Here is a 23,542-nt window from a genome sequence, read left to right on the forward strand (position 1 = left end):
GAAGCCCTATCATCAAGATAGAGCTCTTCATTACATCTACTTATTTTTTCTCTAATAAAGCATGAATCGTTGATTCTAGCAATTCTGGCAAAATGCCAAAAGAGAACGGGACGTGCAGCCGCTCTGTCCATTTGTGCGGGTCCTTTCCTAGTGGACCTACGTTGATGACTGGAACGTAAAGGGCTTCCTTTTCTCCTTGTGGTAAAGAATAGCCTTTTTGGTAAAGCGGCATATTGGTTGTATAATGACCTACTTCCTGCTTCTCGAGCTGTAAGTAACTTAAATCAGACAATCCTGGGAAATATTTCACTTCCTCTACTTCAAGTCCATATACCTCTTTTGCCTCTTTTTGAATCTTCTTGAATGTCTTCTGAATATGCGGATCTTCTGTTGAGGACACCGAAGGGTAAAATGGCGGACTATAAAATAGAACAATCAGCGGTCCTTCTTCCTTACATAGCGTCGTCAGCTCCGAGACAATTTTCGTTGAAAAATCACGATCTCCAAGTTCACCTCGGTTGGCGAATGCATAATTGACAATGCGCTCGACTTCCTGTTCTCCAGAGCGTTCTGCGGCTTTTTGATACAGCTCGTGATACGTAAGAACCGTCACCTGAGTGTCAATTGGAGTAAAGTGTTTAAAGCGTTGAAAGTCAGCTGTTTTCTGCTGAAGATTGGCCTCGATTTGGTCTGCTGCTTGTTTCGCAGTTTCATAGAGAAGTCCGTGCAGTTCTTCACTTGAACGTTTCATCATGAGCACATTAAATAAAGATACGGCTGTGTGAGGTGTTTGAACGGAATAGGCTTCTTTCAAGTCCTTTTGCATTAAGTTCGTTGGAGGCGGTGTTACTTCACCATCTACTTCCTCACAATAATCACTATTGAGCTCTAACAGCCTGTTTAGTTCAGATACCATAAAATTCGCATTTAAGCCTGAGAAAGGCTCTCCTACATGTGTTTCAATCCCTTTACAGAAAAATCCGGCTAATACCTTTCCTATACTGCCTGTATACATATAATGATGTTCATCCCCTGGATACTTTTCAAACATCGGCTCACTGTTTAAACACGCGCTATAGTCAAGATCATGTTTTTCTTTAAGCTCTTTTAATTTCGGCACTGCCTCAAGCATTCCTTGTGAATTCACTTCTTCATCAGGAACTGTGACGAGCAGGACATTTCCATCAAATGTTCCTGTCATCGCCCTTTCCAGCATAGAAAGCTGCACGGTGAGACCTGCTTTCATATCCATGGCCCCTCTTCCAAACAGCCAGTCGCCTGAAGCAAGGTCCTCTCTTGCCCTCTTTGGAAGAAGCTCACTTTTTTGCGAAAAGGAAGCCATTAACTCTTCAGGCTTGCATGCCATGTTTTGAAATTCGCCGTAATCTTCTGTATCGACTACATCAAAGTGACTAAGAAACAGCACGGTACGCCGCAGCGTACTGCGCTTCACAAGTGCCGTTAAATAATACCGGCCATCTTTCATCGGATGCAAAGCCAAATGATCAGGGTTCTGCTCAAAATAAGGCCGCTCCCTTAACAAATAATATAAATATTCCGCTAACGCGACTTCTCCTGTTGTACCTGATATGCTTTCATACTGCATAAGAGCTGTCAGGAGCTCCCTTAGTTCACTCTCTGTTTGCCATTTCATCCGTTCTCCCCCTTTGATGTCTCTATCTCTCCATTATACAAAAACGTGTATAAAAGCTATATTCTTTGAGCACCTTTTATGACGAAAGTTTGAATGGCTGTTATAATCGGCTATACAATTCCATGAGGAGGCGAAGGTATTTGGAAACAAAACTCTTTTCACCTTGGACATTAAAAGGTGTTACACTGAAAAACCGCATCGTGATGTCCCCGATGTGTATGTATTCATCCTATGACCGTGATGGGAAATTACAGCCTTTCCACTTCACACATTATATTTCCCGTGCACAAGGTCAGGCTGGTCTCATCATGGTGGAAGCAAGTGCTGTATCTCCTGAGGGAAGAATTAGTGATCAAGACCTCGGTATTTGGAGCGATGAGCACATCGAAGGATTCGCTTCATTAAACGAACAAATCAAAGCATACGGAACGAAGACAGCCATCCAGCTAGCCCATGCAGGACGTAAGGCTGAACTTGATGGAGACATTCTTGCACCATCAAGCATCCCATTTGATGAAACATCTAAAACCCCTGTCGAGATGTCTGTTGATCAAATCAAAGATACCGTTCAGGCGTTTCAGGATGCAGCTGTACGGGCAAAAAAAGCGGGTTTTGACATCATTGAAATTCATGGTGCACATGGCTATTTGATCAATGAATTTCTTTCACCGCTGGCGAACCACCGAACAGACGACTATGGCGGTTCACCAGAGAACCGTTATCGTTTCTTAAGAGAAGTCGTAGACGCAGTCAACGCCGTATGGGACGGACCTTTATTTGTCCGTGTGTCGGCTTCTGATTACACGACAAAAGGACTTGATATTGCAGATTATATTGGGATTGCCACTTGGCTCAAAGAGCAAGGTGTCGACTTAATTGATGTCAGCTCAGGTGCTGTCGTGCAGGCGAAAATCAACACATTCCCCGGCTACCAAGTAACATTTGCAGAGAAAATAAAAGAAGGAGCCGGCATTCAAACAGCAGCTGTCGGTCTGATTACATCTGGTGTACAGGCAGAGGAGATTTTACAAAATCAGCGTGCGGATTTGATCTTTATCGGCAGAGAATTTTTACGGGATCCATACTTCCCGAAAACAGCTGCTCAAGAGCTCCGTACATCCATCGAAAGCCCGCGTCAATATGATCGCGCTTGGTAAAAGCTCTTAGGAAAAAAGGTGTCTATTTTTCGAAATAGGCATCTTTTTTGTTTTTAAGAGAAACATATCTGCCTTTTGTGCCGTCTTTTAGCTAAAGAACCACTTAGAGGAGATGGAAAGATGAATTCGGCAATGATTGAAAAAATGTATCATATAGATGGACACCACTTTTATACAAAACATCGTCAAGGCAAAAGGCAAGCCACGATTATCTTTGAAGCAGGCTACGGCATTTCTAGTGATACGTGGTCGAATATGGCACGTGATATTGACCCAGAGCTTGGGGTTTTCTTATACGACCGTTTAGGAAATGGAAAGAGCAGTGAGAGCGGTGAAGGAAGAACCTTGCATGACCTCGCTGATGATTTAGATGCACTGCTGAAAGAAGCCAATATTCAGCCGCCATTTCTTATTGTCGCTCACTCATTTGGCTCTCTTGTCAGCCGGTTATGGGCAAGCCGCAGAGGAGATGATGTCATTGGTATGGTGCTGTTAGATCCGGCAAGTGAGGAGCAAGAGCAGGTGATCCTGCCTCTTTTATCAAAGGAAGAACGCACTTCATATATGGCGCAGTTTACAGCAGAATGTACGCATGAGGACTTTCAGCAAATGCTAAGCACAATCAAAGAGGAGCAAACCCATTATGGAATGATGCCGCTTCTTGTCATTTCATCAGGTAAGAGCCGATTGTTTCACCCGGCTCATGAAGCTTGGCTCAGACTTCATAAACGCATGCTGTCTTTGTCATCCCAAAGCGGATGGATTCAGGCGCAAAACAGCTCGCACTATATTCATCATGATGAACCGCATATTGTACAGCTTGCTATCTATGATGTATGGTGCGCAGCCAAACAACCTGTCTCCTATTATCAAACTGCTAATTAAAATAAAAAACTCCTTGACCCATTATGAGTCAAGGAGTTTCTTTTATTTATGCCGTTGGAGCAGATTGACTTTTTTCTGAAAGCAGCTTTTCAATACTGACAAGCTGAACACATAATGTAAAGATGTCAATCGCTTGCTCTAGTTCTTCAAGAGCCGGGAATGTTGGTGCAATGCGAATGTTACGATCAAGCGGATCTTTTCCATATGGGTATGTTGCACCTGCACCTGTCATTGTGACACCTGCTTCTTTTGCTTTTTGCACAACAGCTTTTGCACAATGATCAAGTGTATTTAAACTAATGAAATATCCGCCATTTGGCTTGTGCCATTCAGCAATGTCTTTCCCGCCAAGTTTTTCGTCAAGAATGGAAAGAACGAGATCAAATTTTGGCTTAATGATCGCTGCATGCTTTTTCATATGTTCCTTCAAACCTTCTGGATTTTGGAAGAAACGAAGATGTCTTAGTTGATTAATTTTGTCTGGTCCGATCGTTTGAATCGATAATTGCTTTTGAGTGAAGCTTACATTGTCAGGGCTAGACGCCATCAGTGCAACACCTGAGCCTGGGAATGTAATTTTAGACGTAGACGCAAACATAAACACACGGTTCGGGTATCCTGCCTCTTCAATTGCTTGAAAAATATCTTTTAACGTATCAGGTGTATCCGTTAGATGGTGGACTGCATATGCATCATCCCAAAAAATGCGGAAGTCGTCTGCTTTTGTTTTCATTGAAGCTAGGCGGTCAACGACTTCATCTGAATACGTAATGCCGTCTGGATTGCTATATTTAGGTACACACCAAATGCCTTTAATCGCTTCATCTTCTGCGACCAATTTTTCTACCTGATCCATATCAGGTCCATCAGCCTTCATATCGACCGTGATCATCTCTATGTTAAATAGCTCACAAATGGCAAAATGACGGTCATACCCTGGGCTTGGTGCAAGGAATTTTACCTTTGGCAGCTCTCCCCAAGGTGTTTTGCTGTCACATACGCCGTGAGTCATCGCACGTGCAATGGTATCATGCATCATATTCAGGCTTGAATTACCGCCGATGATGATTTGTTCTGGCTTTAAATTGAGTACATCTGCAAAAAATTTCTTCGTTTCAGGAAGGCCTGTCAAGCCGCCATAGTTTCGCACATCTGTGCCATCTTCAGCTGTCATTGCATCCTTTGATGTCACAACATCGAGCATGCCCATAGACAAATCGAGCTGTTTTGGTGAAGGCTTCCCTCTAGACATGTCTAAGTGCAAGTTTTTACTTTTGTAAGTTTCATACTCATTTTGTAGTGCCACATATAGGTCATTCAATTCTGCTTCACTTAATGCTGTAAAACCGCTCATCTTTGATTGTGCCTCCCGTATTCTTCATAGTTTAATTCGTCATTTGTTTTTTCTTCACCATTTTACCACTACCTGAAAAAGAGCGTCATCATAAATATCAAAAAAATCACACAACTTTTTTTGACGATTCATCCAATTTTTACAGGCTTCGTTCAATGGGGAAAGAAGAGAAATCATGTGCAGCTTCTGTCAGCGGGAATATATCGCGGGCTTCTTTCAACAGTTGTTTCAGTGCCTCTTCTCCTTGGTAACGTGCACTTATATGGGTCAAAATGAGCCTTTTTGCGCCTGCTTCCTCTGCTGTTTTCGCTGCTTGTTCTGTTGTACTGTGATAATAATTGTAGGCTAAATCTGCATCTTCTTTACCGAATGTTGCTTCATGGACTAACACATCCGCATTTTTGGCAAGCCTTGTTATATTCTCGCACAAACGGGTATCTCCTGAAAATGCAACGATTCTCCCTTTTTTAGGGGGTTCCAAATAATCGGTTCCATCAATGGTTCTTCCATCTTCGAGTGTCACGGTTTCCCCATTTTTCAACTTCTGATACAAAGGTCCAGGTTTTACACCGATTTCTTTTAGGTCTTCCGCTTTTAATGAACCAGGCATATCTTTTTCCACAACCCGATAGCCGTAAGCTGGAATCCCGTGAGAGACTCTTCTTGCTTCTACTTGAAAGGTATCGTCTTCAAACACGACCCCTTCATCTATTTCTATGATATGCAGCGGATATGTCAAATGCGTTTGTGTAGCTGAAAGTGCTGCGTTCACAAAGGCCTTAATGCCCTTTGGTCCATAGATCGTCAATTCATCCTCCCCGCCTTGAAAGGATCTGCTGCCAAGGAGCCCCGGAAGGCCATATACATGATCACCGTGCATATGTGTGATAAATATTTTCTCGATCTTTCTCGGTTTAATCGTTGTATGTAAGATTTGGTGCTGCGTTGCTTCTCCGCAATCAAAAAGCCACACTGCATTTCTTTCTTCTAAAAGCTTTAGCGCTGTGCAAGTGACGTTTCTTGTTTTTGCAGGAATGCCTGCACCTGTTCCTAAAAAGAGCAGTTCCATTACTTTTCCTCCTAAAGCCGGTATACAATATCTTCATTCATATAGAATACATGAAGACAAGGTAAATGTGAATTCAGCGGAATTTTTGAAAAAAGTGAAACGAGAGCAGAAAAAGTCGAATCAAATGTTTGCTTTACGAACAATGAAGCTTTAAAATAAAGAAAATGTACATACATTCTCGGTTTTTACAACAATGCTACGAATAAAGTGAGGTACTTCTCGTGAATACAGAAACTAACAACCCTAAAGCAGTCATTGTCATTTTTGGCGCAACAGGAGACCTTGCCAAACGCAAGCTCTACCCTTCTATACATAGACTTTATCATAGCGGAAAGCTAGGTGATCAATTCGCTGTTGTCGGAGTTGGACGCCGTCCATGGTCTCATGAGGACCTCAGAGCTGTGGTAAAAGAATCTGTTTCTTCTGATGATGCAGAAGCGAAAACAGAAGAATTCATTTCACATTTCTATTATCACGATTTTGACGTATCAAGCCCTGCTTCCTATCAATCGCTTAACACGCTTCTAACAGGTCTTGAAGATACGTACAGTATTCCAAATAACCGCATGTTCTATTTAGCTATGGCACCGGAATTCTTCGGAACGATTGCGAAGTTCCTAAAGAGTGAGGGCGTATCAGAAACAACCGGCTGGTCACGACTTGTCATTGAAAAGCCATTTGGGCATGATCTGCCAAGTGCCAAAACATTAAATGAAGAAATTCGTGATGCATTCACAGAAGATCAAATTTATCGTATTGACCACTACCTTGGTAAACAAATGGTTCAAAACATTGAGGTCATCCGCTTTGCGAATGCTATCTTTGAACCGCTTTGGACAAACCGCTATATCTCAAACATTCAAATTACATCCAGTGAATCCTTAGGGGTTGAAGACCGGGCTCGATATTACGAAAATTCTGGTGCACTAAGAGATATGGTCCAAAACCATATGCTTCAAATGGTTGCCCTTTTAGCAATGGAGCCGCCAATTAAACTCAATACAGAGGAAATCCGCAGCGAAAAACGGAAAGTATTGCGCGCTCTTCGTCCTTTTTCTAAAGATGAGGTCGATCAATTCTTTGTCCGCGGACAGTATGATACTGGTACGATTGATGGCAGCGAGGTTCCTTCTTATCTGAAAGAGCAAAATGTTGACCCGAACTCAAACACAGAAACATTTGTGGCAGGGAAACTGCTGATTGATAACTTTAGATGGGCCGGGGTGCCATTTTACATTCGGACAGGAAAACGGTTAGAAAAGAAATCTACTCAAATCGTAGTTCAATTTAAAGACATTCCAATGAACCTATACTATGGAAACGGAAATGCCATGCATCCAAACTTACTCGTCATTCATATTCAGCCAGATGAAGGCATCACCCTTCACCTGAATGCTCGCAAGCTCGATGGCGGCACGTATGCGAAACCGATTAAGCTTGACTACCAAACAAACTATAACGACATCATGAATACACCAGAAGCATATGAAAAGCTGATTCATGACTGCTTGCTAGGCGATGCAACAAACTTTGCTCACTGGGACGAGGTGGCACTTTCTTGGAACTTCGTTGATCCGATTTCTGAGAAATGGGCAGAAAGCAAAACATTAAAACCAAACTATCCTGCTGGTTCTATGGGACCGAAAGAAGCTGATGAGCTTCTAGAAAAAGATGGATACCATTGGTGGAATATATAAAATCAAATGAAAAAAGAGCAGTCTCCCTTGGGGGTTCTGCTCTTTTTTTAACGTCCTGTTTTCGTGATTTCAACCGTTGAAAAGTCAAATTTATCATAGCGATGATGGCTAAATGAGTATTCAAACGGCTGCCCTGCGTTTAAATAAGCAACCTGCTCGACTTCAAGCACAGGATCTGTTGGGTCACACCCTAAATACTGCTGATCCAGCTGATCTGATTTAGCCGCCCTAATTTTCTTGTGCGCACCTGCTATTTTTAAATGAAGCTGATTTGAAATGTAGCCATAGATAGAACCCAGTAGAACTTCTTCATCTATGCCCTTAATGAGATTGACAGGCATAAACGTTTTTTCTAATACGTAAGGCTCTTCATCCACAAGACGGAGCCGGATGATATCATAAACAGGTGTGGTTGAGTCAATAGATAGATGGGCTGCCACCTCTTCGCTTGGAAAATGGACATCAAAATGAATGATTTGAGTCGTGACGTTTTTATCCGCCATGACCTTTGTGAACCCTTTATTTTCATGGCCTGATACATTGATTGCTCCTTGATTGAGCGCTGCCTTTACAATAAATGTACCGTGGCCTCTTTTTCTAAAGAGCAGACCTTCTGCAACGAGAAGATCAAGCGCACGTTTCATTGTCATTCTGCTGCATTGAAATTCGGCGGCAAGCGAGTTTTCATCTGGAATGGGTTGATCTTCTGGATAATAGGCTGTTCCTATTCGTTTTCTGATTTCTTCTGAAATGAGTTCGTACTTCTTCATCTCACACCACCAACTGACTTGTTTTTTCATAGCGCTTTATTCTAGAAGGAAATATGGCGTTTTTTAGCCTTCCTCTCATTTTACACTAAGGGATGTGAGCTTAAAAGGTGCCAGCCATTTTTGTTTCATCCACTTACCGTCACATAAGAAAAATACTTGCTCTTTTCAAGGAAAGAGCAAGTATTTTGATTAAAAACCGTTATTCTTTGAAACGGATTGAAACCAGTATCCGCTTTTCTTAATCGTTCGTTTCCCGTCTTTTTGAAGATCAACTGAGACAAATCCATAACGATTTTTATATGCATTCGACCAGGACCAGTTGTCCATAAAGGTCCATAGATGATAGCCTTTCACATTGCTTCCTTCTTGAATGGCTTGATGCACCCATTTGAGATGCTCAGAAATAAAGTCAATGCGGTAATCGTCATGAATCATTCCTTCTTCATCCTTAAACCGCTCTTCTCCTTCGACGCCCATTCCATTTTCAGATATAAAGCATTCAATATTATCATAGTCTGTTTGGACTTTTTTCAATATGTCGTAAATGCCCTTTTCATAGATTTCCCAGCCTCGGTACACATTCATTTTTCTTCCCGGCATCTCAAAAGAATCAAAATAATGGTTTGGCATAAATGGTGCTTGAGGATGCGGCATATGCTCTTTCGCTTTCACTCTTCTTGGCTGATAATAGTTGATGCCTAGAAGATCAATCGTATTCTCTCGAATGAGCTCAAGGTCCCCTTCTTCCATACTTGGCATAAAGCCTTCTTTCTTTAAGACTTCTACTAGCTTTTCCGGGAAATGCCCCTTCACCGCAGGATCTAAGAAGGAACGGTTAAAGAAAGCATCGGCCATCTCTGCTGCTTCTACATCGCGCGGATGCTGGCTTCGCGGGTACGAAGGAGTCAGGTTTAGGATGATGCCAATCTTACCGCCTTGCTGCAGCTTTTTATAAGCCGCAATCGCCTTCGCATTTGATAAAAGTTCATGAAAACCGACCTGTACAGCCTTTTGGAAATCAACTTCGTTTGGATAATGAAAGCTATACATATATCCGCCTTCTACAGGAACAATCGGTTCGTTATGGGTAAACCATTTTTTCACCCGGTCGCCAAATAATTGGAAGCATAATGTTGCATAGCTCACATAGTCGTCAACCACCTGTCTGTTCACCCAGCCGCCTTTCTCCTGCAGTGCCATTGGCATATCGAAATGGTATAGGTTCACAAACGGCTCGATATCATGTGCAATCAGTTCATTGATCACATCATTATAAAAAGACACCGCTTCTTCATTCACAGCACCTGTTCCTTCTGGTAAAAGGCGTGACCATGAAATCGACAGCCGAAATGAATTGTGGCCAATTTCTTTCATGAGACGGATATCCTCTTTATATTTTCGATAAAATTGAGATGTCACGTCTGGTCCTACGCCATCAAAAAAACGAGTTGGCTCTTGTTCAAACCAATGATCCCAAATGTTCGGTCCCTTTCCATCGCCGGGGACGCTGCCTTCTGTTTGCGTCGCAGAAGCAGAAGATCCCCACCAGAAACCTTCTGGAAATGTATATGATTGCTTATTAGTTTCCATCGACATGTATTGAGTCTCCTTCACCTTTGATGTTTGCTGCCTTCGTTTTTTCTGTTGTCGTTATTTTTTCATTTTTTACATTCATACGGTCAATAAATTTCAGGAACGGGAACCAAATGACAAACACAATCATCAGGTTAAACAACTGAAGCAGACCGCCCGCTAGTGAATTAGTTGCCATCATTCCGCTAATAAAGATCGGCACTGTCCATGGGATATTCACGCCTGTCGGAGGCGGTACAATGCCTGATGCCATCGCAAAATAAGTAATACATGTAATGACCATTGGCGCCAAAATCCACGGAATGAGAATAAGTGGATTCATGACAATCGGTAAACCGAAGATAATCGGTTCATTGACGTTAAATAATCCTGGTCCTAAGCCTAGCTTGGCTACTTGTTTTAATTGCTTACTTTTCAGGAAAATTAAAATCGTAAACACAACAGCAAGCGTCATACCGGTTCCACCCATTCCAACCGTATAGATTTCAATAAACTGCTTGCTGATGATATTAGGAACCTCACCTGTTTTTGTGTAGCTCTCTAGGTTTTGAATGGACAATGTATTCCAAATCGGATCCATGACAGAGTTGATAATAATTTGGCCATGAAGCCCAAAGAACCAAAGAATTTGTATAAAGAAAACAGCGATCAACGTCGGAATAATACCGCTTCCAAGACCGACAAGCGGCGCCTGAATGGCATGATAAATTAAATCATGCATATTTGTTTTGAAGCCTTGTGTAATGATGATATTAATGAGCAAAAAGGTTGTAAGTGTCAAAGTAGCCGGGATCAGTGCAGCAAAAGACTTGGAAACAGCTGGCGGAACCCCTTGCGGCATATTGATCACAAATTTCTTTTGGACAAAATAACGATAAATTTCAGCAGACAAAAAGCCTGTGATCATTCCTAGGAACATCCCCTTTGCACCTAAACGATCAACTGGGATAACGCCTGCAATCGTTGCACCGCCTTCTTGTTCTAGTAAAAACGGAGTTAGAAGCAAGAAAGAGGCTAAAGCAATCACGCCGCCAAAGACAGCTTCTACATCATAGCTTTTTGATAAATAGTAGCCAATCCCAAATACAACAAACACACTCATAATGCTGATGGTCGCACTTGGTGCGATATTCAGTGCAGACTGGACGCCCTCCAGTACGGTTTTACTCATGATTCTATCTAAAAATGGCAAATTCATCAGCACAACCATAATGGAACCAAAGATGGTGAGCGGGAACGCAAGCATAAAGGCATCACGTAATACGCCTAAATATCGGTTGTTGTTCAATCTCCCAGCAATCGGAACCAAAATGGCACTTATTTTATCAAACATTGGTTTCCCCCCTTGTTTACACCCTTTATTGTTTAAGCGATTGGAATATCGGCAGAAGCTCTCCCACAAGCTCCTTGATGGTAATGGTCGACATTAAATGATCTTCAGCGTGCATGAGCAATAGGGAAAAGGATGTTGTTTCTCCTCCTGCCTCTTTCTGCACGAGTTGAAAATGGATGTCATGTGCAAGCCGTAAATCTTCTTCCGCTTCTTTCATATGACTAAAAGCTTCTTCTTCTAGACCTTCTCGATATTGTTTCAGAGCCTGAAGCAATTTGCTGCGTGCATTCCCGCTGTGTAAGATCAATTGAAAGCTCACTTGTTCCTCCGTGAGCCCTTCCAGTGTTTTCTTTTCCATCCTTTAAGATTCCCCCATCAATGTAAGTGCCTGTTCATATGCTTTTTGTCCATCGGCAAGCCCGTATGCCTGCATATCAATGACCTCTACCTCAATCCCGTATTTTGTTGCTTCTTTTTGGAGGTCTCCTTTTAAAAAGCTCATTTGCGGTCCGATTAACACAACATCTGCATTCGCCATTTCTTTTTTTGCTTGATCTTGACCAACTGCCCAAATTTCTGCTTCGTCCCCAATTGAATCGGCATGTGCTTTCATTTTTGTCACTAGTAAACTCGTAGACATTCCCGAACTGCATGCTAATAAAATACGTTTCATTTCTCTCACCCCATTGTTGTAATAAAAGCGCTTCCAATTAATATTATATATTTTTATTTTTAAATGTCTAGACATTTAATTTCATTTGTCTGTATTTAATATAAAAAAGAGCGTACAATACGCTCTTTTTCTTAATTATCTTATCCTTTTCCTGCCTGGAACCCAGGATACTTTGTCATGCCGCCGTCTACATATAACGTCAGGCCTGTGACATAGCTCGCCTCTTTTGATGCCAGCCAGACAGCGCATGCTGCCACTTCTTCTGGTTTTCCAATATAGCCGATTGGAATCAGCTCAATCACGCCTTTTTTCAATGCTGGATCATCGAATTTCTCCGCATTAATCGGGGTATCAATAGCGCCTGGTGCAATGCTGTTTACACGGATTTTTTTAGGGGCATATTCAAGCGCCAATGTTTCTGTCAAAAGCTTTGCGCCTCCTTTACTAGCTGCATAATGGACAAAATGAGGCCAAGGAATTTGCTGATGAACCGACGACATATTAATGATCGAGCCTTCTATTCCATGATCCGTCATATACTTCAGTGCATCACGGCACCCTAGAAACATGCCTGTTAAATTGGTAGACATTACTTTGTTCCAATTATCCAGCGTCATTTCTGTAGAGGGTACTTCATTTTCAATGCCTGCGTTATTGATCATCACATCAAGACTGCCGAATGTATCAACGGCTTTATCAATCATCGCCTGCATATCCTCTTCCTTTGATACGTCTCCCTTGATTTTCACAGCCTTTCCGCCATGTTTTTGAATTTCTGCAATGGTATCATCTGGATTTTCTTTATCAGAGAAGTAATTAATCACCACATTGGCTTTTTCTTGTCCAAATCGGCGGGCCATCGCTTGACCAATCCCTGTACCTGCACCTGTAATCAGAACTGTTTTTCCTTCTAAATCTGGATACATTCGTGTAACCTCCTATTTTGTAAAGCCTAGCAGCACACCGCCTGCAATAATCATCAAGCAGCCTGCAATGACAAAGCTTTTTCTAGATGCTTTCTCTTTTAATAAGTAAATGCCGCCTAGTGTTGAGATGACAATCCCTGTTTGTGACATCGAAAAGCTGACGGCTACGCCGATTAATGGAATGGCCAAAAGCAGACCAAGATTTCCTGTTGACCAAACAAGACCGGCAATGATATTTCTAAACGTATATTTACTAAATGGGTCCTGCTTTAAACTAATCGCTAAGGATGAAAGCAGCATGCCGACGGATTGCGGGACAAGTGCAGACCAGCCATCAATATCAAACCATCTTAAAATGACGACATATCCGACGTAGCCAACGGTTGAGATGAGCAGAATAATGATCCCTTTTTTAAAATTGCCTCTGCCATTCCCGCCGCCATTCTTTTTTTGACCGAGCGATGTCATGACAACCCCTGCAATGATCAGTAAAATGGCGCAAGAACCAATGAGTATGACCGTCATCGTCTGCCATTCTTTGAAGACCATGACGCCAAATAGCGTTGTGCTCACAAGCTGCATGCCCGTTGATAAAGGAACCGCTTTAGACACACCGAGAAAAGCAACACTTGAAAGCTGATTCATTTGTCCAATACTCCAGAAGATGCCTGAAATGACGGAAACCGCAAAAATAAGCGGTGTCAGCTCTGGCATTTTGATGAAAAAGGCAGCAATCGAAAATAAAAACGCGCCGAGCGTAATGCCAAGGGTTTGCTGATACGCATTCCCGCCTAGTTTGACACTGATGAGAACAATACTTCCCCAAAATATCGCTGGGAGAAGTGCATATAAGATGCCCACTTCTATCCCTACTTTCTTGTCTTTTTTACATAGCATCCCTCTTTTTCACATTTTTAGCCGAAAAGATGCAAACAAAAAAACCTTACCAAAGGTAAGGTTTTTCAGTCGTTCTCTGTTTATTTCATCCATTCAGTATGGAATACGCCTTCTTTATCTGTACGCTCATACGTATGTGCACCGAAATAGTCACGCTGTGCTTGAATTAAATTCGCTGGAAGGACAGCTGTGCGATAGCTATCAAAGTAAGCAAGTGCACTTGAGAATGAAGGAACAGGAACTCCTTGTTCCACTGCAAGTGAAATGACTTTACGAAGTGATGATTGATAGTTTTGAGCAATATCCTTAAAGTATGGATCAAGCAATAGGTTTTTCAGTTCAGGATTACGGTCATATGCTTCTTTAATTTGTTGTAAGAAGGCTGCACGAATGATACATCCGCCGCGGAAGATCATCGCAATTTCACCGTATTTTAAATCCCAGTTATATTCATCAGACGCTGCTTTCATTTGAGCAAAGCCTTGTGCGTAAGAGCAGATTTTACTCATGAATAGGGCTTTTCTAACTGCTTCGATCAGCTCTTGTTTATTCTCAGCTGATTGTGCTGGCTCTGGACCTTCGATCAATTGACTTGCTTCCACACGCTCATCTTTCATTGCTGAAATGTAGCGCGCAAAAACAGACTCAGTAATGATTGGAAGCGGGACACCTAGATCAAGTGAGCTTTTGCTTGTCCATTTTCCAGTTCCTTTTTGACCAGCTTTATCTAAGATCACATCCACAAGCGGCTGGTTTGTTTCCTCATCCACTTTTGTGAAAATGTCAGCTGTAATTTCGATTAAATAGCTGTCAAGCTCGCCTTTATTCCACTCTGAGAATACTTCATGAAGCTCCCCTGCTGATAATCCAGCAACATGCTTCAAGATAAAGTATGATTCAGAGATCAATTGCATATCTCCGTACTCGATACCGTTATGAACCATTTTGACATAATGTCCTGCTCCATCTGGGCCGATATACGTTGTACAAGGCTCGCCATCTACTTTCGCAGAGATCGCTTCTAAAATTGGTTTCACTAGCTCATGCGCTTCTTTTTGACCGCCTGGCATGATGGAAGGACCTTTTAGCGCGCCTTCTTCACCGCCGGAAACACCTGTACCAATAAAGTGAATGCCACTTTCTGCAAGCTCTTGGTTACGTCTTTGTGTATCCTTGTAATATGTATTTCCACCATCAATTAAAATGTCACCTTTCTCTAGGTGAGGAAGTAATGATTGAATGGTTGCATCTGTTGCTGCACCAGCTTTTACCATCAAAAGAATTTTACGCGGTGTTTCAAGCGACTGAACAAATTCTTCGATGCTGTATGTGCCAACAACGTTTTTTCCTTCTGCTTCTTGAAGAAACTCTTCTGTTTTGCTGCTAGATCTGTTATAAACGGATACGGAGAAACCGCGGCTTTCAATATTGAGGGCAAGGTTTTTCCCCATAACGGCTAGTCCAACCACACCGATTTGTTGTTTTGACATAATTCTGACGTCCCTTCTAACACACTATATTGATTACTGCTGAAATGATGTACCCTTTGAAATTACCACAACATCACCTCTTTTATCAAGTTTTCAGGCTAGTCATTTCCTCTTTCGTCCTGAAAAAAATCTTTATTAAAACTTGTCCCGCTTGTTTTGCTCTCTTTTTCCTTAATAGTGATCCCTCTTTGCACCAATGACTTTCCATATTTTTCTTTCAGTCCATCTAAAATGGTTTGGAGAGGCTCTTCTTTTGCATCTTCTGTATATGAAAATAAATCAAGCTGTTTAACAGCTGCTTTTCGTTCGACAAGGTCTGTCCCCGTCACACCTAAGAGCCTCACTGGCTGGTCATTCCAATGTTTAAGGAATAACTGCTTTGCCGCTTCAAATATGTCTTCTTTTCGATCCGTTGGATTTGTGAGCATGACACTTCGCGTGATATTTTTCCAGCTTGCATACCGAATCATGATGAGCAGCCGGTTCGCCATCACTTCTTTTCTCCTTAACCTTGCACTCACAGATTGTGACAGCTTATCAATTAACGTGACAAGTTCATCTGAATCATCCGAATCATGAGGAAGAGTGGATGAATTGCCGACGGATTTAAATTCGTATATTCTTTCTGGGTCTACGATGCCGTCATGTTCACCATTCGCCTTTTGCTTTAATCTCGGTCCATTAATGCCAAGCAATTCTTTTAGCGTATACTCATTCGCTTTCGCTAAGTCTTCAATGGTATGAATTCCGATTTTTTTTAATTTCTCTGCCGTTTTTTGTCCAACCCCGTGCATATCACCAGCAGGGAGCGGCCAGAGCATGTTCGGAACATCTCGTTTACGCAATATGGTGATGCCCATTGGCTTTTTCCAATTAGACGCCATTTTCGCTAAAAATTTATTCGGTGCAATGCCGATACTTGAAGGAAGCATCAGTTCCTCTACAAGCCTTGTTTGAATATCATGAGCCGTTTTTACCGCATGCTCGGCATATGGCGTATGTGTTAAATCAATATAGCCCTCATCAATCGATACAGGTTCGACTAAATCACTGTATTCTCTTAGTATTGTAAACATCTCTTGTGAGGAGCTGCGGTACCGGTCAAAGTTCGGTGTGCGGACAATGAGTCCCGGACATAGCCGCTTCGCCTCCCACAAAGGCATCGGGGGCTTCACACCTAGTGCTCTTGCCTCGTAGCTGCACGTCACAACAATCCCTTTACGCTCTTTTGCATTTCCGCTGATGGCTAAAGGTTTCCCTCGCAAAGAAGGATCATACGCCATTTCTACATTGGCATAAAAAGCATTCATGTCTATATGAAAAATAATATTTGACATTGGCATAACCCCATTTTCTTGTCTACCTAAATTTTGATCAGCTATTTTTGATTATACATTGATTTATTTCATCTTTCCTCAAAAAAACCTTCTCTAAAAAAGAGAAGGGTTCACGTTCATTTACACTTTTTCTTCAAGTATACCATGTTGATATTGAATGTCCTCATATGTGAATACTTCATTTTTTTGATGATGTAAATGTTTTACAACCGGAGTGGGCTGCTGATGAAAATTCATACTCAAACTTTGATTGGAGTAGTGTCCAGCTGGATCAATATAATACTTGTAATCAATGACTCTTTCTACATCAATTTCACCGTAAGCAATTCCTTCCGTTTCAGCAGGAACCATATCACTGATCGGTTCCCCGTCCGGCCCGTAAATGCACGTATGCCCGCTCTTAAATGTTTCAAAGTAATCTCTTTGCTCCTGCGTTAAACAAATCATTTCTTTCATTTCTTCCGTATATATAGATGATGTCATCAGCACAAATGTCTGTGTCGCGATGGCATAATATCTGCTTGAAATTTCATCGTCAAAATAACCTGGCCAAGAGGCTACATGTACTTGCTCATTTTGAGCATTCATCGCCATAAGATCAAGCGGGACTTGATGCTCCCAGCACATCAATCCGCCAAGGTTTCCAATGTCAGTATGAAAGACTGGCATCATACTTCCACTTCCATCCCCCCAAATGAGTCTTTCTGCTACAGAAGCTCTCATTTTCCGGTGTTTTCCTATTAAATCCCCATTTGGATTAAACCAAAGCTGAGCTAAATAGAGGGAGCCGCCATCTTTTTCACTGCATGATATACAAACATACGTTTCATTTCTTTTTGCTGCCTCACTGATTTTTTGAATGGCTAAGCTAGGGATTTCAACGGCATTTTTATATAATTCATGATAGAACTTTCTCGTATATTCTGGATGACCAATAAAAGCAAACCAAGGATAACCAGGTAAAAATGCTTCTGGGAATGCCACAAGCTTTGCACCATTTGAAGCTGCCTCGTCGATCAGTTCACATGATTTCTCAACGCTTGCTTCCAAATTTAAGTAGACAGGTGCTGCTTGCACGGCAGCTGCTCGAAACTTTGGGTAAATACTTGTCATATTCAAAACCTCCATTTCTTTTATCCCCCTCATTATAGGATAGGAAATATGAAGTTTGGATGACATTTACTATTTTATACAAAATAAGGAATTTTATTTAATGGAAATACACACGGTTCTGTTAGACATTTAACCATGTGTATAGTACACTGTGAGTAATGAAATGGATGTGATAATCATGATTATTGATACATTCAATGAAGTCTTTTTCCTTGTTGAATTCTTTACGATTATTCTTCCAGCGCTGACGGCCATCGGCATTGCGTTTTTGCTAAAAGACTGCCGTATGAACGAACATCTTGGTGGACATCGTTTGGAAGAGTTGGACGCATCTTGCTTGAATCGAACAGACTTTCTGTTTATCATATATGATCGCATTACAACTTGGATTAGTAAAGTCATTCGAATGAAACGATCATCTAATGATGATGAAGACCATTCGCTTCCTCTCACTAATTAAATTTTTTTAATCATGAGGAGGAAACGAATTGAAACGTTTATTGACTGTTTTTACGACTTTTTGTTTGATGATGATTGCGTCACCTGCATTTGCAGCGAGTGCGCAAACGAATACGAGCTCTAATGGGTTTTTCCATCATTATTTTGTTCAGCCTTTTTCTGAGCTGATCATTTGGCTTGCGAACTTTTTCCATGATGATTATGGTTTATCCATTATGTTTGTCACCTTGATTGTGCGCCTGCTGATTTTCCCGCTTTTTGCGAACCAATTTAAGAAGCAACGAGTCATGCAGGAAAAAATGGCACTGGTGAAACCTCAGATTGACCAAATACAAAGCAAACTGAAGAAAACAAAAGATCCTGAAAAACAAAAAGAACTGCAAATGGAAATGATGAAAGTATATAAAGAGAACAATGTGAACCCGCTGGCAATGGGCTGTCTGCCTATGCTGATTCAAATTCCAATTGTTCTTGGCTTTTACTCGGCGATCCGCTCAACACCTGAGATCGCAACTCATACGTTCTTATGGTTTAACTTGGGACAAACCGATTTATTGGTGGCAGTCTTTGCAGGGGCTATGTATTTCTTGCAATTTTATGTCACACAAAAATATGCGAAGCAATCAGGCACCCAGACAGAGGCTGCGCTGAAGCAAGCGAAAGTAATGGGCATGATTTTCCCAATCATGATGCTGTTTCTTTCAATCAATGCACCCGCTGCTCTTCCTTTATACTGGATGACAAGCGGACTATTACTCACGATTCAAACGATTATTTTAAATGTCATGTACCAAAAATCAAAAACGAAAGCTGCGGCTAACGAACAAGCCAAACCAGCTGCTGAATAAAAATAAACCCCTTATCTTTAGATAAGGGGTTTTTCATTATGCCAATTCTTCTTTCAACCGGTCTGGCAATTGATCGAGGTCCTCAATTTTCCCAAGGAACTTATTTGGGTCCACTTGTAAAATCATTTTGTTTTCTCTCTCCACAACGCCGAAGAAATATTCAGAGGCCTTCGTGTTCATATGAAATGGCTTGATCTCGCTTTGCTCGATATCGATGATATCTTTTGCATCTGAGACAAGACAGCCAATCATTTGATCGTTTACTTCAAATAGCAGCACCTTGGACTGCTCGTTCACATCAAGAGGCTTTCCGTGAAGCATCACGCCTGTATCACTGACAGGAATGACCTCTCCTCTTAATGACATCAGCCCTTTAATTTCTTTTGGTAGGTTCGATACTTCTTGTAAGTAAGGGACCTTCTCAATCGAACGAATATGCTCTACACTGATGCCAAACTCCTCTTGCCCCACCTGAAAAATAATAATCTTTTGCGTGCTCACAGAGTCTCCTGCCTTTACGATAGATTTGTCGTTTCTTCGATAATGGCGAGAACCATTTCAGCTGTTTTGACTAATTCTTCAATCGGCATTTTCTCATTTTTCGTATGAATATCTTCATATCCAACAGCTAGGTTGACAGTTGGGACGCCGTTGCCTGCAATGACGTTTGCATCACTGCCTCCGCCGCTCGTCTGCAGTTCTGAAGGACGGCCAATTTTTGCTGCCGCTTTTTTCGCCACTTCTACGACTTGATCGCCGTGTGAGAATTTGAAGCCTGGATACATGATGTCAATTTGTACATCGGCACTTCCGCCCATTTCTTTAGCGGTTTTTTCAAAGGCTTCTTTCATCTTCGCTACTTGAGCCTCCATTTTTGCTGGTTCTAAAGAGCGTGCTTCCGCCAAAATATCGACTTGATCGCACACAATATTCGTTTGTGTTCCGCCTTCAAAACGGCCGATATTCGCCGTTGTTTCTTCATCAATCCGGCCAAGCGGCATGCTGGCAATTGCTTTTGATGCAATGGTAATCGCAGACACACCTTTTTCTGGCGCGACACCTGCGTGAGCGGTTTTTCCGTAAATCGTTGCGCGTACTTTTGCCTGTGTTGGTGCAGCTACAATAATCGTGCCAACCTTGCCATCTGAATCAAGGGCATAGCCGTATTTCGCTGTCATCAAATTCGGATCTAACGCTTTTGCTCCAACAAGTCCTGATTCCTCGCCTGCTGTGATCACAAATTCAATTGTTCCATGCGGTAAACTTTTCTCTTTCAGCACGCGGATCGCCTCAAACATAGCAGCAAGTCCTGTTTTATCGTCAGCACCAAGAATCGTTGTTCCATCTGTTTTCACATAGCCGTCCTCAATGACTGGTTTTACGCCATTCCCTGGTACAACTGTATCCATATGAGAAGTGAAATAAATTGTATCTGCCTCTTGATTCCCTTCTAAAGTACAGACAAGATTGCCTGCACCGTGGCCTGTTGCCGCTTTTGAATCGTCTTCAATCACTTTTAGACCAAGCTGCGAGAATTTTTCTTTTAATACTTCAACAATTTTCTCTTCGTGTTTTGTTTCTGAATCAATCTGAACTAATTCTAAAAATTCGTCTAGTAGGCGTTTTTCATTGATCATGATGATGCTCCTCCTCTTATAGCGGCATGTTGCCATGCTTTTTTAACGGTCTATCTTCTTCCTTACTGCGAAGCACATCAAATGAGCGGATCAATCGCTCTCTCGTTTCAGCGGGCATGAAAATATCATCTATCAGACCTGCCTGAGCCGCTTTCCATACACTTGGTTTGTTTTCAGACTTGCGCGAAGCAGGATGAACGATTTCGTCTGCGAACGTTTTCCCCATGACATCAATTTCGGCTTCTGGCCATGCATAAACAAAGTCAGCTCCTAAGCCCTTGCTATTCATCGCGACATATGCACCGCCAAACGCCTTTCTTAAAATCACAGTGATTTTTGGAACGGTTGCTTCAGCGTACGCATATAAAAGCTTTGCCCCATGGCGGATAATTCCCGCATGCTCGGCTTTTTCTCCTGGTAAAAAACCAGGAACGTCCACAAGGGTTAAGATCGGAATATGAAACGCATCACAAAATCGAATAAACCTGGCCGCTTTATCGGCAGCGTCAAGATCAAGGCTGCCTGCCAGCACCTTTGGCTGATTGGCAACAACACCAATGGAGGCTCCTTGTAATCTGGCAAAACCTGTGACAATATTTTTTGAGAAACAAGGCTGCGTTTCAAAGAATGAGTCTGGATCGGTTATCGCTGTCACCACTTGTTTGACATCATAAGTGCGTGATGGATCCTTTGGCAAGATGCTGCCTGGATCGGCGGTATCATGCTTTCGCGTCCCAGCGCGTGTGACAGCCTGCTGTTTCGTTTGTATGTACGTTAAAAGAGTTCGAACCGCTTCTAACACGTCCTTCTCATCTTTCCCAGTATAGTGCACATTCCCGCTCGTCTGATGCTGAACACTTGCACCGCCAAGACGGTCAGGACAGACCGTTTCTCCTGTTGCCTTTTCTATTACTTTCGGACCAGTTAAAAACATATGAGCTGTTTGCTCTGTCATGAAGACAAAATCAGTCAATGCAGGAGAATAAACTGCACCTCCAGCACATGAGCCTAAAATAACTGATATTTGCGGGATTCGACCAGAGTACAGCACATTCCGTTTAAAAATCTGTCCGTATCCTTCTAATGATACCACACCCTCTTGAATTCTCGCACCACCTGAGTCTTTTAGACCGATGACCGGCATCTGATTTTTAGCTGCCAGATCCATCAAAGAGGCAATTTTTTTCGCATGCATTTCGCCTAATGAGCCCCCATATACAGTTGCATCTTGTGCATAAACACAGACAGGCTTACCGTGAATGAGTCCCGTTCCAATGACGACGCCGTCACCAACATGCTCTGACAGACCGCCTGTTGCAAATGACTGAATTTCCATCAAGCTGCCCTCGTCAAGAAGTTCATGCAGCCGCTCTCGAACCGTCAGCTTTCCTTTGCTTCTGTGAGCCGCTGCTCGTTTTTCGCCGCCGCCCATTAACGCTTTATTCCGCCATTCAGACAAGTCATTGAACGATTCATTCATCGCAATATTTCTCTCCTTTCAAGGACCCGCATAATTCAAATAACACACCTGACGTTTCTTTAGGTGAAATAAAGGCAATCTGCTTTCCGCTGGCGCCCATCTGTGCTGTTTTTTGGAGAAGCTGCACGCCAAGGTGATCGAGACGGCTAAGATCCGTTTGAATGTCATCTGACTTTAACGCAATATGATGAAGGCCCTCTCCTCTTTTTGTTAAAAAGGTATGTAGTTTACTGCCGGCTGAGATGGGCTCAATTAATTCAATGTGCAGATCATCAAGTGAAGCGAAGGACGCTTTAATCTCCTGCTCAGGAATCTCTTGTATGTCTGAAAAATGCCAGTTAAATAGCTGATGAAGCGTTTGAGATGTTGCTTTAATAGAAAAGACGGCAATGGCAATATGATCGATTTGGTTCATCCGTTCACTTCCTTTGCTGATCACTTGTCGCATATGAAAAAACCAGATAAAATAAAGACAAGTGCGCTTGTCGCAAAAATCTTCGGTTATAGGGGTGCGATATGTCTCAAAAATTCATGAAATTTATGGTATTGCTTATGATTAGCCTGCTGTTAGTTTCTTCACTTTTAGCAGGAGCAGCAGCCTTTTTATAAGGTTTGAATAAAAGCAGACAAGCAGGTGATTCGCGATATCAACGAATGGCCTGTTTGTCTTTGGCAAGCTTTTCAAAGGAATCGCTTGATGTTGTAATCCATACCTTGGTGCCAATTGGAAGCTGATCAAACAAAAGCTCTACATCATGATTATGAAGCCTTACACAGCCTGCTGTGATAAATTTCCCAATCGATGTTTCGTCACTCGTTCCGTGAATTCCGTAGGTTCTGCCATCTGTTCCTCGTGCATCAAATCCAATCCATCTTCGCCCAAGAGGGTTATTCTTTGCACCCCCTTCAATATTCTTTCTTCTATAATAGGGATCTTTCGCTTTGATCATAATCGTAAATTCACCTTCTGGCGTTAAATCGGTTGTTTTTCCTGTTGAAGCAGGATATACTTTTTGAATTTTCCCTTGATCAATAAAGGCAAGTTCATTCGTTTGTTTATTAATAATGACAAACGGGTCACCTGGAAGCGGGTTTTGTCCAAGCGGCCAGATAGGTGAAAGGGACATGGTCAGTACGGTATAAAATAAAAGACGCATAGGCTCCTCCTTT

At 42.1% G+C, this 23,542-nt stretch carries 24 protein-coding genes; 6 read left to right on the forward strand and 18 right to left on the reverse strand.

What is annotated here, in order from left to right; genetic code table 11:
- Positions 1–40: 40 nt before the first annotated feature.
- Positions 41–1,654 carry a M20/M25/M40 family metallo-hydrolase gene (locus tag MHI23_RS11060; RefSeq protein ID WP_280149458.1) on the reverse strand — a complete coding sequence of 538 codons (1,614 nt, stop codon included), beginning with the start codon at positions 1,652–1,654 and terminating at the stop codon, positions 41–43.
- Between the two features lie 140 nt (positions 1,655–1,794).
- Here MHI23_RS11060 and namA point away from each other — a divergent pair, with 140 nt between their 5' ends.
- Entirely contained in the window at positions 1,795–2,811 is a 1,017-nt protein-coding gene (gene namA / locus MHI23_RS11065) for an NADPH dehydrogenase NamA (protein ID WP_080708051.1), read from the forward strand.
- 120 nt (positions 2,812–2,931) lie between these two features.
- Entirely contained in the window at positions 2,932–3,696 is a 765-nt protein-coding gene (locus tag MHI23_RS11070) for an alpha/beta hydrolase (RefSeq protein ID WP_024422899.1), read from the forward strand.
- Between the two features lie 46 nt (positions 3,697–3,742).
- Here the strand turns inward: MHI23_RS11070 and MHI23_RS11075 are convergent, their stop codons facing one another.
- Positions 3,743–5,050, reverse strand: coding sequence for an aminotransferase class I/II-fold pyridoxal phosphate-dependent enzyme (locus tag MHI23_RS11075; protein WP_024428034.1), 1,308 nt, complete (start codon positions 5,048–5,050; stop codon positions 3,743–3,745).
- 139 nt (positions 5,051–5,189) lie between these two features.
- The gene (gene rnz, locus MHI23_RS11080; RefSeq protein WP_041117908.1) at positions 5,190–6,119 is read right to left on the reverse strand and encodes a ribonuclease Z; all 930 of its coding nucleotides are present in this window, start codon (positions 6,117–6,119) and stop codon (positions 5,190–5,192) included.
- 221 nt (positions 6,120–6,340) lie between these two features.
- Here rnz and zwf point away from each other — a divergent pair, with 221 nt between their 5' ends.
- Complete coding sequence (zwf, locus tag MHI23_RS11085) at positions 6,341–7,816, forward strand: glucose-6-phosphate dehydrogenase (RefSeq protein ID WP_024428033.1); 1,476 nt, start codon at positions 6,341–6,343, stop codon at positions 7,814–7,816.
- Positions 7,817–7,863: 47 nt separating this feature from the next.
- Here zwf and MHI23_RS11090 read toward each other — a convergent pair whose 3' ends face one another.
- From MHI23_RS11090 to MHI23_RS11135, 10 genes are all read right to left on the reverse strand, one after another.
- Entirely contained in the window at positions 7,864–8,586 is a 723-nt protein-coding gene (locus MHI23_RS11090) for a GntR family transcriptional regulator (RefSeq protein ID WP_024422902.1), read from the reverse strand.
- Positions 8,587–8,775: 189 nt separating this feature from the next.
- Positions 8,776–10,182 (reverse strand): glycoside hydrolase family 1 protein, encoded by a 1,407-nt coding sequence (locus MHI23_RS11095; protein ID WP_029706057.1) that lies wholly within the window; start codon positions 10,180–10,182, stop codon positions 8,776–8,778.
- Positions 10,166–11,512, reverse strand: coding sequence for a PTS cellobiose transporter subunit IIC (celB, locus tag MHI23_RS11100; protein WP_024428031.1), 1,347 nt, complete (start codon positions 11,510–11,512; stop codon positions 10,166–10,168). Before celB ends, MHI23_RS11095 begins: the two co-directional genes overlap by 17 nt.
- 25 nt (positions 11,513–11,537) lie before the next feature.
- Positions 11,538–11,870 carry a PTS lactose/cellobiose transporter subunit IIA gene (locus tag MHI23_RS11105; protein ID WP_024422904.1) on the reverse strand — a complete coding sequence of 111 codons (333 nt, stop codon included), beginning with the start codon at positions 11,868–11,870 and terminating at the stop codon, positions 11,538–11,540.
- 3 nt (positions 11,871–11,873) lie between these two features.
- Positions 11,874–12,185 carry a PTS sugar transporter subunit IIB gene (locus MHI23_RS11110; RefSeq protein ID WP_024422905.1) on the reverse strand — a complete coding sequence of 104 codons (312 nt, stop codon included), beginning with the start codon at positions 12,183–12,185 and terminating at the stop codon, positions 11,874–11,876.
- Between the two features lie 140 nt (positions 12,186–12,325).
- Positions 12,326–13,111, reverse strand: a complete 786-nt coding sequence (locus tag MHI23_RS11115) for an SDR family oxidoreductase (protein ID WP_056767269.1) — start codon at positions 13,109–13,111, stop codon at positions 12,326–12,328.
- A gap of 12 nt (positions 13,112–13,123) precedes the next feature.
- A complete protein-coding gene (locus tag MHI23_RS11120) occupies positions 13,124–13,972 on the reverse strand; it encodes a GRP family sugar transporter (protein ID WP_024428029.1) in 849 nt (282 codons plus the stop codon).
- Positions 13,973–14,088: 116 nt separating this feature from the next.
- Complete coding sequence (gene gndA, locus MHI23_RS11125; protein ID WP_024428028.1) at positions 14,089–15,498, reverse strand: NADP-dependent phosphogluconate dehydrogenase; 1,410 nt, start codon at positions 15,496–15,498, stop codon at positions 14,089–14,091.
- A 98-nt stretch (positions 15,499–15,596) separates the two neighbouring features.
- Entirely contained in the window at positions 15,597–16,841 is a 1,245-nt protein-coding gene (locus MHI23_RS11130) for a DNA polymerase IV (RefSeq protein ID WP_024422908.1), read from the reverse strand.
- Positions 16,842–16,955: 114 nt separating this feature from the next.
- The gene (locus MHI23_RS11135) at positions 16,956–17,948 is read right to left on the reverse strand and encodes a carbon-nitrogen hydrolase family protein (protein WP_342491963.1); all 993 of its coding nucleotides are present in this window, start codon (positions 17,946–17,948) and stop codon (positions 16,956–16,958) included.
- 178 nt (positions 17,949–18,126) lie between these two features.
- Between MHI23_RS11135 and MHI23_RS11140 the strand changes: the two genes are divergently transcribed.
- Both MHI23_RS11140 and MHI23_RS11145 read left to right on the forward strand, forming a co-directional pair.
- Entirely contained in the window at positions 18,127–18,408 is a 282-nt protein-coding gene (locus MHI23_RS11140; RefSeq protein WP_024422910.1) for a hypothetical protein, read from the forward strand.
- A 67-nt stretch (positions 18,409–18,475) separates the two neighbouring features.
- Positions 18,476–19,255, forward strand: coding sequence for a membrane protein insertase YidC (locus tag MHI23_RS11145; protein WP_235183619.1), 780 nt, complete (start codon positions 18,476–18,478; stop codon positions 19,253–19,255).
- Positions 19,256–19,291: 36 nt separating this feature from the next.
- Here MHI23_RS11145 and MHI23_RS11150 read toward each other — a convergent pair whose 3' ends face one another.
- The 4 genes from MHI23_RS11150 to mce are packed head-to-tail and all read right to left on the reverse strand — an operon-like array spanning position 19,292 to position 22,787.
- Positions 19,292–19,756: a chemotaxis protein CheW gene (locus MHI23_RS11150; RefSeq protein WP_024422912.1), complete on the reverse strand. Its 465-nt coding sequence runs from the start codon at positions 19,754–19,756 to the stop codon at positions 19,292–19,294.
- Positions 19,757–19,770: 14 nt separating this feature from the next.
- Positions 19,771–20,892, reverse strand: a complete 1,122-nt coding sequence (locus MHI23_RS11155; RefSeq protein WP_212051674.1) for a M20/M25/M40 family metallo-hydrolase — start codon at positions 20,890–20,892, stop codon at positions 19,771–19,773.
- A 16-nt stretch (positions 20,893–20,908) separates the two neighbouring features.
- On the reverse strand, positions 20,909–22,372 hold the full coding sequence (locus MHI23_RS11160; RefSeq protein WP_080652973.1) for an acyl-CoA carboxylase subunit beta: 1,464 nt from the start codon (positions 22,370–22,372) through the stop codon (positions 20,909–20,911).
- Positions 22,365–22,787: a methylmalonyl-CoA epimerase gene (gene mce / locus MHI23_RS11165; protein ID WP_342491964.1), complete on the reverse strand. Its 423-nt coding sequence runs from the start codon at positions 22,785–22,787 to the stop codon at positions 22,365–22,367. Before mce ends, MHI23_RS11160 begins: the two co-directional genes overlap by 8 nt.
- 101 nt (positions 22,788–22,888) lie before the next feature.
- Between mce and prli42 the strand changes: the two genes are divergently transcribed.
- A complete protein-coding gene (gene prli42 / locus MHI23_RS11170; protein ID WP_149126490.1) occupies positions 22,889–22,981 on the forward strand; it encodes a stressosome-associated protein Prli42 in 93 nt (30 codons plus the stop codon).
- Between the two features lie 38 nt (positions 22,982–23,019).
- Here prli42 and MHI23_RS11175 read toward each other — a convergent pair whose 3' ends face one another.
- A complete protein-coding gene (locus MHI23_RS11175) occupies positions 23,020–23,529 on the reverse strand; it encodes a L,D-transpeptidase (RefSeq protein WP_025093002.1) in 510 nt (169 codons plus the stop codon).
- Between the last annotated feature and the right edge of the window lie 13 nt (positions 23,530–23,542).

Source organism: Bacillus sp. FSL M7-0003 (genome assembly GCF_038628485.1).
Taxonomy (GTDB): domain Bacteria; phylum Bacillota; class Bacilli; order Bacillales; family Bacillaceae; genus Bacillus; species Bacillus safensis.